The sequence below is a fragment of the Kitasatospora sp. NPDC059827 genome (genome assembly GCF_042731675.1).
Lineage (GTDB): Bacteria > Actinomycetota > Actinomycetes > Streptomycetales > Streptomycetaceae > Kitasatospora.
The window spans coordinates 96,306-104,806 of sequence record NZ_JBHWIV010000026.1 but is presented as its reverse complement, the minus strand read 5'-3'; the positions used below and the strand labels follow the sequence as shown (position 1 = coordinate 104,806).

The 8,501-nt window shown below is 69.3% G+C and carries 10 protein-coding genes; 1 reads left to right on the top strand and 9 read right to left on the bottom strand.

What is annotated here, in order from left to right; genetic code table 11:
* Positions 1–368 precede the first annotated feature (368 nt).
* From ACFV8H_RS18750 to ACFV8H_RS18720, 7 genes are all read right to left on the bottom strand, one after another.
* Positions 369–818 carry a DUF3995 domain-containing protein gene (locus ACFV8H_RS18750; protein ID WP_380401040.1) on the bottom strand — a complete coding sequence of 150 codons (450 nt, stop codon included), beginning with the start codon at positions 816–818 and terminating at the stop codon, positions 369–371.
* A gap of 96 nt (positions 819–914) precedes the next feature.
* Positions 915–1,814 (bottom strand): DUF1963 domain-containing protein, encoded by a 900-nt coding sequence (locus ACFV8H_RS18745; protein ID WP_380401038.1) that lies wholly within the window; start codon positions 1,812–1,814, stop codon positions 915–917.
* Positions 1,815–1,927: 113 nt separating this feature from the next.
* Positions 1,928–3,016 carry a methyltransferase domain-containing protein gene (locus ACFV8H_RS18740; protein WP_380401036.1) on the bottom strand — a complete coding sequence of 363 codons (1,089 nt, stop codon included), beginning with the start codon at positions 3,014–3,016 and terminating at the stop codon, positions 1,928–1,930.
* A gap of 261 nt (positions 3,017–3,277) precedes the next feature.
* Positions 3,278–4,117, bottom strand: a complete 840-nt coding sequence (locus ACFV8H_RS18735) for a helix-turn-helix domain-containing protein (RefSeq protein WP_380401034.1) — start codon at positions 4,115–4,117, stop codon at positions 3,278–3,280.
* Positions 4,114–4,629 carry a DUF6879 family protein gene (locus ACFV8H_RS18730; RefSeq protein WP_380401032.1) on the bottom strand — a complete coding sequence of 172 codons (516 nt, stop codon included), beginning with the start codon at positions 4,627–4,629 and terminating at the stop codon, positions 4,114–4,116. The genes ACFV8H_RS18735 and ACFV8H_RS18730 overlap by 4 nt, the downstream gene beginning before the upstream one ends.
* A complete protein-coding gene (locus ACFV8H_RS18725) occupies positions 4,613–4,825 on the bottom strand; it encodes a hypothetical protein (protein WP_380401030.1) in 213 nt (70 codons plus the stop codon). The genes ACFV8H_RS18730 and ACFV8H_RS18725 overlap by 17 nt, the downstream gene beginning before the upstream one ends.
* Positions 4,826–4,985: 160 nt before the next feature.
* Positions 4,986–5,516 carry a DUF6879 family protein gene (locus ACFV8H_RS18720; RefSeq protein ID WP_380401028.1) on the bottom strand — a complete coding sequence of 177 codons (531 nt, stop codon included), beginning with the start codon at positions 5,514–5,516 and terminating at the stop codon, positions 4,986–4,988.
* Positions 5,517–5,681: 165 nt separating this feature from the next.
* Between ACFV8H_RS18720 and ACFV8H_RS18715 the strand changes: the two genes are divergently transcribed.
* Complete coding sequence (locus tag ACFV8H_RS18715) at positions 5,682–6,056, top strand: SMI1/KNR4 family protein (RefSeq protein WP_380401026.1); 375 nt, start codon at positions 5,682–5,684, stop codon at positions 6,054–6,056.
* 73 nt (positions 6,057–6,129) lie between these two features.
* Here ACFV8H_RS18715 and ACFV8H_RS18710 read toward each other — a convergent pair whose 3' ends face one another.
* Positions 6,130–6,552 (bottom strand): hypothetical protein, encoded by a 423-nt coding sequence (locus ACFV8H_RS18710; protein WP_380401024.1) that lies wholly within the window; start codon positions 6,550–6,552, stop codon positions 6,130–6,132.
* A 103-nt stretch (positions 6,553–6,655) separates the two neighbouring features.
* On the bottom strand, positions 6,656–8,344 hold the full coding sequence (locus tag ACFV8H_RS18705; protein ID WP_380401022.1) for a CocE/NonD family hydrolase: 1,689 nt from the start codon (positions 8,342–8,344) through the stop codon (positions 6,656–6,658).
* Between the last annotated feature and the right edge of the window lie 157 nt (positions 8,345–8,501).

The window sequence follows — 8,501 nt, the reverse complement described above, 5'->3', positions numbered from 1 at the left end:
ATACACCACCTCTCTACTTTCTATATTTATATCAACTGTATTTTTTTTCACTACCTATAAACACCCGGTGCTGGGGGGGGGGGGGGGGCGGGGGGGGGGGGGGCCGGGGGGGGGCGGCCGGCCCGCCCACGCCGTATCACCGCGTCACTGTCCGCCGCCTGCCGGGCGTACTCGCCGGCCGGCGTGATCCTCCCGTCCTGCACCGCCCGGTCGAAGTTCCGCTGGAAACCAGGGGTTTCGGCGATGTCGTCGAGCGTCCGGCGGGTGAGGGCGATGGTGGCGCCATCGGCCACCACCTGGTGTGGCTCGCCGAGGTCCTACGCGCCATCGGCCTGGAGTACCCGGCGTAGCCCCTCAGCCCTCAGCCCTCAACCCCGGCGACGGCGGGCGAGGGTGGCGAGGCCGAACAGCAGCCCGCCGGCCAGGAAGAAGGGCTCGTAGAGCAGCGTCGCGAACCGCCCCATCGCATCGAAGTCACCCGTCGTCCGGGAGCCGGTGGCCAGGGCGAACCAGTCCGGCACGGACGGCAGCGAGTGCACCAGCAGGACGGCGGTGATGCCCCAGAGCGCGATCCCGAGCAGCTTGGCGGGCAGCTGCCCGCCCCACGGCCGGACGATCGCCAGCGCGAGCACCGCCGCCACGGCACACCCCGGGATCGCGAGGATGTCGATGATCAGCAGCGGGGTGTTCCCGGTGACGGACAGCCCGTCCGGCAGGCCGATCCGGCCACCGAACAGCCAGTAGAGGTGGACGAGGGAGAACGCGGCGGCCCACACGGCGGCGGCGTAGGCGGCGGGGCGCAGGACGGTCGTCTTCATGCCTCCACGGTCCCGGCACGCGCCCGGTCGGCGCATCGTCCCGACGGCCCGGCCCCCTCCCCCCGGCAGGGGAGGGGGCCGCACCCCGCTCGTCCGTCAGGAGCAGTCGAAGCAGTGCGCGAGGGGCCGGTCCGGGCAGTCCGGGCACTCGAACAGGTAGACGCCGCCCATGTCGCCGATCGTGAGGTCCGGCGCGCACTGGACCGACTTCCGCTCCTCGTACGGGACGTCCCAGATCTCGCCCTCCGTCGGGGTGTCCTCGACGGCCAGCCAGGTGCGCCATCCCTCACCGTCGAACTCGCGGCTGTTGACGGTCAGGAGGTGCCGCATGGTGCGGTCGCACGACGGGCAGTCGGGCCAGTCCGGTTCCTGCGTCCAGGTCGGATAGCCGCCGACCTTGATCCCGCTGGACACCGAGAGGTGGTACCAGTACGACCAACCGGTCTCCTCCTCCACCTGCTCGAACCTGGCCCTCAGCGCGTCGGCGACCTCCTCCGGCAGGTCCCGGTTCGGGTAGTCGGTGACGACCTCCGGGTGCAGGACGCACGGATCCGGCAGGTAGTCGTCGTCCGCACCCTCCGGGCGGGAGGGCGCCACCGGTGCGAGGTCCGGGCGGGCACTGTCCCACCGGAACACCTCCGGGCGGGGCACAAAGTCCGGATCGTGTTCCAAGGGGCACCACAGCAGCTGCAACAGGTCGGTGCCGGGCGGCAGTTCGAGCCCGGGCACATCGGCGGCGAACAACTGCAGGACGGGCACCAGCGGGACCGGGCCCTCCGTGGTCCTCGGCGGGGAGTACGCCGTCCGCGGATGCTCGTCCGCGCAGTGCGGCCACGGCTCGGAGGACGGCCACAGCACCGGCCCGCCCATCGAGCTCTCCCGGGGCCCCGGCGCGCCGGGCCGCGGATGCAGCCGGGTGGCCGGCCGCCGGAACGCGGCCACCTCGGGGAACAGCGCCTCCACGTCGAGCGGACGCGGCGGGGTCGTACGAGCCATCGAACGGCCTGTCTACGGGGGAACAAGATCCACCCGTGTCTACCGCCGCCCCTCACCCGACGCAAGGGCCACCTGCCGCGAGCACGGTGAGGTGGGGGCCGACCCGATCGGGGTCAGCGCAGGACGTTGCCCGGGTCGTCCAGCCACGGGCGGTGTTCGCCGGCGACGGTCACGGTCATACCGAGCCGGGTGAAACCGGGCTTGCCGCTCCGGACCCACCAACCGTGCGCCGCCGTCACCTCGTCCCACAGGCTGCGCGGGCCGGACTGCGACACGGCGTGCGGCCCGTCCCGGTCGGCGAAGCGGCAGTGGGCGTAGGAGGTGCCGTCCCAGACCTCGGCCCGGCCGGTGCCGAACCGGTCGTAGTCGGCCCACACGCTCCGCCGGAACAGACCGGGCAGCCGCAGCCCGACGGCGAAGGCGCAGTCGGTCCGTTCGGCCACCTCGTCCGGGTCGATGCCGGAGGGCCCGTGCCGGACGTCCTCGATGCCGAACTCACCGCAGTCCGGGCGCTGGTCGCGCACCCACATGAACGACACGTCCTCGACGAACGGGCCGCTCGCCGACCGCCCGTCCTCGGCGACGGTGAGCCGCAACAGCGCCCCGTTGCAGAACGGCGTGCCGTACGGCACCAGGATGACCCCGCCGGGCGCCGTCTGTTCGATGATCGCCGCCGGGAGCCGCTGGACGGCGGCCGTGAACTGCACCCGGTCGTACGGGGCGCCCCCGGGGTGCCCGAGGGTGCCGTCACCGGCCAGCACGGTGGGCCGCAGGCCCGCCGCGTGCAGCCGCTGCCGCGCCCGGCCCGCCAGTTCGGGGTCCAGCTCGACGCTGGTCACCCGCTCCGCGCCGAGCCGGGCGGCCAGCAGGCCCGCCGTCCACCCGGTGCCGGTGCCCAGCTCCAGCACCCGCATGCCCTCGGCCACGTCCAGGTGCCGGAGCATCTGCGTGACCACCGTGGGCATGGAGCTGGACGACGACGGCGTGTCCGTCCCCTCGTAGACCTGCGTCACCAGGGCGAGGTCGGAGGCGACCAACTCGGCCCAGCGGTGCGGCTGTTCCGCGCGATCGAGCCACTCGCCCTCGTCCAGGATCCGGTCCGGGGTGAACAACTCGCGCGGGGTGGCCCGGAACGCCTTCTCCCAGTCCGCCGACAGCGCGCCGGACTCCCGGAGCGCATCGGCCAGTTCGTACCACGTCATGACGCCCCCTACGGCTTCGACGGCTTGGGCAGGTTCTTGGGCGGCGCGTCCCGCTGCCCGTCGTGCGGCGCTGTATCCGGCTTCCCGGAGTGCCCGCCCCCACTACCCCCATCGGCCTTACCGGGACCGTCCCCACCCGATCCGCCGCGGTGCTTTCCCATGTGCGTTTCCTCCTGCGGATGAGATATCCAACCAGCGAGGAGCACATTACGAGAATTCCGGGCAGCCACTCACCGATATTCCTGACATCGACTAAAGATCTCAGGATGTCCCTCGACAGCGCTCCGCCCATTCGCACAGCCGGACGCGGGCAGCCTCACCGAACAGTGCACAGCCCTCGAACGCCGCGAAGATCTCACGATAGTGCAGGAGATCCCGCGGATCCCGGAACACCATCCGCCCGGTGAACGACTCCATGGTGACGAGGCGGTCGTCATACATCGTGAACGTGTTCATCGGGCCACGGGTGAGAAGTGTGCCGTACGGGATCACGCCGATCCGAACAGCCGGAAGATGGGAAAGCGACACCAGGTGGTCCATTTGGACCGCCATCGCCGGAGGTGGAATCAGCGCCCAGTTCGCCGCCTGCTCCGTCAAGAGGAAAGTGAACGACTTCGATTCGTCGTGGAGCACCACCTGGCGCTCCAGCTTGCGGCTCGTGACAGCCGCCCTGTCGCCCGGAGAATGACTCAGGCTGGCCCGGATGTACTCGGGCGTCGCCAGCAAACCGGTGATCATCGCCGGCAGGAAGTACCGCAGCTCTGTCGCGTCCCTCTCCAGCGACACCAGCTCGGCCTGGCGCTTCTCGACGCCCCGCCGCCAGGAAGCGCGCTTGTCCTGCCATTCGGTGTTCGCGATCCGCGCCAGCGCGGAAACCTCCTGGAGGACGGCGGCAGGCACATCGAGCGCCCTGAGGATGAGCTCAACGTCGACCAGGGTCGGGGTCACTCGTCCGGTCTCGATCTTGCTGATCTTGCTCTGTGACATGCCACAACGCACCGAAAGCCGGTCTCCTGTGAGACCGGCCTCCAGTCGGAGCCTTCGCAGCGTTTCAGCCAGATCCGACCTCGATCTGCCGAGCTGATCGGGATCGAGGGTCACCCATGCTCTTTCAGGTACTCGGCGAAGGAAAGGGAATGCTCGATGGCGAGTCCCTTCCACTCCTGGTACCGACGCATGTCACCGGTGACCAGCTCCCGATTGATCTGGGTTCCATCCGGGCGGAAATTGAGGTGGACCGCCGAGGAGTCGTCGAACAGCCACCAGTCCTGGTTCGGCAGCCCGAAATCCCGGTCCGTTGCGTCCAGGATTCGAATGTCCTCCCCCGCTGCGATGTTCCCGGGGATTCCCCAGGCGAATTGGTACCGCTGGTAATCCGTCAGAGGCCGACGGACCACCCGGACCCGCCCGATCGCACGACCCGCAGAGACGAAACCGCGCACGCGCTGGTGCCACGCGGTGTTGTGCTCGACCGGCTTCGGCTCCCCGCGCAGGAAGCGCGAGAGGCTCTCGGCTTCCTTGGGCATCGTGTAGGTCGGCTGCATTTCGAGGCGGAACGCCTCACGCCGGTAGCCGTCGAAGTGCGCCCGCCACTGCTCACCATCCAAGAGCACGGACGGCCTCCTCCAGGACGTGCCGCGGGATCTCGACGGCGGACTCCCCCGCCGGCACGTTCAGGCCCACGAAGTGGTCGCCCTGGACGACGAAGGTCTCACGGTCGGTGGCGTACACATTCGGGCAGTCGTCGTCGTCACAGGTCGGGCCGTCGAACTTGCCCGTGAGCCTGGTGAGTTGCGGTCGCTCGGCCATGCTGACCCCTCTCAGGTCGGGTACTTCCCAACCTGCTGCCGCCGAGGCTAGAGCGGCCCGCCGAGCCCTGTCCACGCCGCGCTGCGGATATTCCCGACCTGGAATTGAGGATCTTGCCCCACGGTCAATGCATTCGAGTATCGAGTGGGTGTCGGTCGGCTCAGTCGCCGTGCTCGGCCCACCAGTCCGCGAACGGGACGGCGTTGGCCATCGCGAGGTCGCGGTAGGCCTTGAACTCGGCGATCCGGTTGTTGTCGGTGTGGAACTCGGAGCCGAGGTACCGACCGTTGGCGTCGTAGCTCATCTCGGCGGCGGTCGCGTCGTCGAAGAGCCAGAAGTCCGGTGCCTTGGGGACGGGGTTGATCCGGTAGGTGGTGTCGAGGATGAAGAACTCCTCGCCGGCCGCCATGTTCCGCACGTACCCCCAGCCGAGCTCGAAACGGAGATAGTCCGTGAGCGGACGCGAAAGGATGTGCACCCGGTACATGCGCTTGCCGGCCCGGGCTGCGTTGCCCACAGTCCCGACCCAGCCGGAGTTCTTGAAGTCTTCCGGCTGCTCCTCGCCTGCGAGAAAGGCTTGATAGGCAGCAACTCCGCCGGACCGGCTGTAGTCGTCCAGGGTTTCAAGCCGGAACGCCTCCCACTCGAACTCCGAGAGCCAGTCTCCAAGGGTCCTGGATGAGGTTGTCACGGTTGTCTCCTCGCTCGCCCGGTCCTACGGCGATGCTCCCGAGTCGAGCCGGGTGGAGGCAAGAGGCGGGCGAAAGCTCGGCGGCGGCTGGGTAGTGTGCGGGGGATGTGGAGAGAAGCGGCTCTTGGGGCCTATTCCGAGGTGGGGTTCCGGGAACCCGTGCAGGTGGCGGCGCTGGCTGAGGCGGAGCGGCGGCTCGGGTTCGGGCTGCCCGGTGAGTTGGGGGAGTTGTTGCTGGAGAGCGACGGGGTTGTCGGGCGCACCTGGGTGGACACCGTCTGGTCGGTCGAGCAGATCGTCGAGCAGAACCTGCTGTTCCGGTCCGACCGTTCTTTCGCCGAGTTGTACATGCCCTTCGACGCCCTGCTGTTCTTCGGGGACAACGGCGGCGGGGACCAGTTCGCCTTCGTGCGGACTCCGGTGCGTCCGGACATCTTCGTCTGGGAGCACGAGTCTGACAGCCGCCGGTGGGTGGCACGGGACTTGCGGGACTACCTGGGCCGCTCGCTCGCCCAGGGCGGCGACGACTGGTACCAGTAGCGCCAACAGCGGTGCGGCACAGGAAGTCGGTCGGGCCGACTTCCTGTGCCGCGGGGTGCTGCCGCGATCGGGGTCACGGCTTGGGGATGGCGGTGGTGACGGCCTTGGTGCGGGTGAGGAAGGCGATCGGCAGGACCGCGAGGGCGGACAGGCCCTGGAGGACGGCGTACCAGGGCGGGCAGATCCCGGGGATCAGGTCCACGGCGATGACGGCGATCGGCATCACGGTGGCGACCGTCCGGATCCGGTCCAGGGCCTTGTAGTCGCCACCGGCGGCCCGGGCGGTGATCCGCAGGAGCACCGGGGCGAGGGCGGGGAAGATGATCCCGCGGATCCACATGAAGGGCGTGCTCGCATGCCCGGTGGCCGCCATCACGACCACGACCGCGAGGGTGATCACACCGATCGCGCCGAACAGCGTGATGCACTTCTTCGCGATCGAGAAAGCCTCGTCGGTGCGGGAGTTGCCGAGGTTCGCGGTCGTCGTGGTCGCCATTGTTCCGTCCTCCGTGTCGTGGTGAGAACGAATCTACGGAGACGGCGGAGGACGGAACACGGGTCTGGCCCCACACCTGGGGTGGGGCCAGACCCACCCCAGGTCAGTCGAGCGGGCCGAGCGGGATGTCGAGGTAGGACTCGGCGCCCTCGGGGGAGGTGATCTCAAGGCTGGTCGGGACGGAGTTGGCGTCCGCGAAGAACTGGTCGTGGGTGTCGATGACCAGCTGGAGCACCCGGCCCTCGGCCAGGACGTAGTGGGCGGGCTGGAGCGGGAAGGTCACCGTGGTGACCTGGCCGGCCTGCTGGTCGGTGAGGGTGTACGGGGCGTTGCTGATGATCTGGGCCTTGCCGGTGACCGGGTCGCAGTCCAGCAGGTAGGCCACGATCGTGGCGTCCATGGCCCGCGGCTTCACGGTCACCCGCAGCTCCAGGTCGCCCTGGACGCGCATCCGCCGGGTCAGCGGCGCGGTGGTCCAGATCGCGGCGAGCTCGCGGTCGATCCCGTCGGTCTTGTAGACGTGCGGCAGGCCCATGCGCTCGGCCAGGCCGGTCTGGACCAGCTTCGGGGCGACGACGACCTCGGTGTCCCGGCCGGTGGCCTTGACGGCGCGGCTCCAGCCCGACTGCGGCTGCCCCTCGGCGAGTTGGGCGTCCCGCCGGCCGGCGACCGGGCCGGTGAGGTGGAAGCGCCTGCGGGGCAGGACGTAGTCCTCCCAGCTGTCGTGGAAGAGGTCGGACAGGAGGTTGTGCATGTACTCCGAGCGGACGCCGAACCGGGGCTCGCGACCGTCACCGGCGTGGCCGCCGAGGTGGTAGTCCAGCCAGCGGTAGGCCATCTCGGTGGGCTTGGCGAAGAGGCCGGCCAGACCGGCCAGTTCGCCGTTGCCGTGGTCGCCGACCTGGACGAGCAGCGACTTGGGGCTCGTCAGCTTGGTGAAGAGGTCGACGACGGCGGGCACCGAGAAGATCGTCTCGTGCCAGGCGGTGGTCAGCAGGATCGGCGTACCGGCATCGTTGTACGACCGCAGGTACTCCCGAGGCGAACGCACCCGGGCGAACTCCCGGACCTCGTCGTCGATGGTGTTGTTGCGGATCTTCTCGATGACGCCGCGGAACTCCTTCGAGCAGCGCTCCTCCTTGAAGAGCTCCACCAGCGCCTCGAAGGCCTTGAGGTGGCGGGTGCCGTTCTCGTACAACGAGGCGAACAGGTCGCCCCACGCGCTGGTGCCGGCCACGACCTTGATCCGCTGGTCGTTGGCGGCCGCCAGCAGGCTCGTCCCCGCACCGTAGGAGGAGCCGAAGAACCCGATCCGGTTGGAGTCGACGCCCTCGTTCTGGACCAGCCAGTTGGTGAGCTCGGTGGCATCGGCGACGTCCTGCGGCCCGGCGACGTGGATTTCGCCTCCGGAGGCGGCCAGGCCGCGCTGGCTGTAGGCGAGGACGATGTATCCGCCCTGGAGCAGCCGCGGGAACATGCCGAGGTAGGCGCGGTGCCCGATGTTGATCAGCGGGGCGGGCAGGACGACCGCCGGACACGTCTGCCCGGGCGCGAGGTTGCGCGGGACGCTGAGGGACGCGTCGATCATCGTCCCGTCCGACATGGCGATCGACAGTTCCCGGTACTCGGCGATCTCGGCGCTGGTCTCGTAGGTGTCGGCCAGACCCCACTGGTCCAGGCGTCCGATCCGGCGCGGCGACGGGTCGAGAAGTGCCTCGCGGATCGCGTCCAGCCTCGCGAGGTCGTCGGCGTTGAGGACGAACGGGTTCTCCGGGAAATCGGAAACGGGCATAGCTGTAACCGCCTTTGGTGGCAAGGGTGGTGACGAACTGTCGTAGCCATGCTCGCTTCGCGGCGATCATCCGGGGCGGGGGTTCGAGGGCAGCCACTCGAACGGGTGAACGGCGCGTTCTAAACCTCCGGGATCGGAGGAGGGCGGAGCCCGTCAC

Coding starts and splice junctions, on each gene's coding strand:
- ACFV8H_RS18705 (WP_380401022.1), bottom strand. CDS start 8,344: ATGCCCGTTTCCGATTTCCCGGAGAACCCGTTCGTCCTCAACGCCGAC.
- ACFV8H_RS18740 (WP_380401036.1), bottom strand. CDS start 3,016: ATGACGTGGTACGAACTGGCCGATGCGCTCCGGGAGTCCGGCGCGCTG.
- ACFV8H_RS18750 (WP_380401040.1), bottom strand. CDS start 818: ATGAAGACGACCGTCCTGCGCCCCGCCGCCTACGCCGCCGCCGTGTGG.
- ACFV8H_RS18725 (WP_380401030.1), bottom strand. CDS start 4,825: ATGGCCGAGCGACCGCAACTCACCAGGCTCACGGGCAAGTTCGACGGC.
- ACFV8H_RS18745 (WP_380401038.1), bottom strand. CDS start 1,814: ATGGCTCGTACGACCCCGCCGCGTCCGCTCGACGTGGAGGCGCTGTTC.
- ACFV8H_RS18710 (WP_380401024.1), bottom strand. CDS start 6,552: ATGGCGACCACGACGACCGCGAACCTCGGCAACTCCCGCACCGACGAG.